This window comes from Streptococcus sp. SPS1, assembly GCF_030439915.1.
GTDB lineage: Bacteria > Bacillota > Bacilli > Lactobacillales > Streptococcaceae > Streptococcus.
The window spans coordinates 1-1,531 of sequence record NZ_JAQFJG010000029.1; the positions used below are offsets into that span (position 1 = coordinate 1).

Below are 1,531 nucleotides of genomic sequence, written 5' to 3' on the forward strand. Positions count from 1 at the left end.
GGTAAATTCCCAAACTAACTTCCACCGCTAATCCAAGTGGAAGTTAGTCTGATAAAAATCGTAAAAACCAGTGGAAATCCGTGTCAGGGTAAGTTCCGCTGGTTTTAATCATGCTTGATTTCATCGCTTTTGTAGCCGAAAGGAATCGAAAAAAAGAGCTCACAAAATCCCCTCATCTGAAAGCGTTTCAGATTAAGTTCCGCTATGGTGGAAGTTAGTGTGAGACGTTTGAATGCGGTTAAAGGTTAGTTTTTAGAACTTATGTTGGAGTAATGTAGACGACTGGCAGACGTCTTCTTCAGGTATTTTAGAAATGCCGAGAAGCTTAGGAATTTCTTCTCCGTAAGTAAAAGCAAAGAGTTCATAGGCTGACTTTCCATTCAAAGCAGCGCGTTTGACACTGTTGACATGAGAACAAACGAGATTAATATCCTCTTGAGTTAAGTTGTCAAAAGAAGTTCCCTTAGGAAGGATATCGCGAATCAGCGTGTGATTTTTCTCAATTCTCCCTTTCTGGTCAGAGCGATTAGGGTCACAAAAGAAGAGTTTACTCTCTCCTTGAACATCCATTTCGATATCATCAACTCTAGCAAACTCTCCACCATTATCTGTCAGGATGACAGGGAAGAGTTGGAAGAAATCTTTGTCAGCTTGGTGAAGAGTGTTCTTGATGTCATAGAGGTGTTTGGTAACCTCAAGGGCAGTTTTATTATCCAGAAGCCTAGCGAAGATAAAGTTACAGAAAGATAAATTGAAGGTGAGTAGGACTTTACCTCCTATCCTGCCCATAACGGTGTCCATTTCCAGCCAAGAGTCTAGTTGATTCAGTGCTAAATAGTTTTGGAAATCCTCATAGGAACGGCCTTTTTTAGCTTCTTTAGGGATGGAAGGTAGCTTACTTTTCCGTCTTTCTTTGAATTTAACGGCTCTGGCTAGGTCAATAGGAGCGATAGATAGGTATCCTTTTCGGATGTGCCGATAGACAGTTGAGGAGCTGACATCAAGGTTATGAGTTTTGAGGATATGATAGATGTGTTGTCCCTTTTTAACCCCATCAGAAATGACTTTGTCCATTTCCCAGAAGGTCTTGGAATTGAGGGGAGTTCCTTCACGAGCTTCGACAAGAGTTTGTTCGTATTGTTTTTGAGCTTGCTTAGCGAGGTAGAAAATTTTTTTAAATCCACAATTTTGTCTTCTTTTAGGGCATCCGTTACAGACAAAGGGAGCTTTGTCGAGTAGAGAGCAAGGAAGGTTATGGCATGTAGACTCTCGGACTTGTCTGTTTCGTTTGACTTCTTTGGATACAGTAGTTGGGTCTTTTAGAATGGATTGTCCAATAGCTTTGAAGGTTTCACCGCGCTCTAAGCCCAGTTGGATATCATTACGGTCTGAAAGGGTAAGATGTTTATGTTTTGTCATAGTAGACCTCATTTCTAACTCAAACGTCTCACACTTAATTCCACCATAAAAATCCGTTTTAGACTAATTTCCACTTTGATTAGGCAAGTGGAAATTACTTTGAGAAGTTACG

The 1,531-nt window shown here is 40.5% G+C and carries 1 protein-coding gene; it reads right to left on the minus strand.

Annotation, left to right across the window (positions count from 1 at the left end):
- Positions 1 to 252: 252 nt before the first annotated feature.
- Positions 253 to 1,419 carry an IS30 family transposase gene (locus PCY12_RS10270; protein ID WP_301352822.1) on the minus strand — a complete coding sequence of 389 codons (1,167 nt, stop codon included), beginning with the start codon at positions 1,417 to 1,419 and terminating at the stop codon, positions 253 to 255.
- Positions 1,420 to 1,531 lie beyond the last annotated feature (112 nt).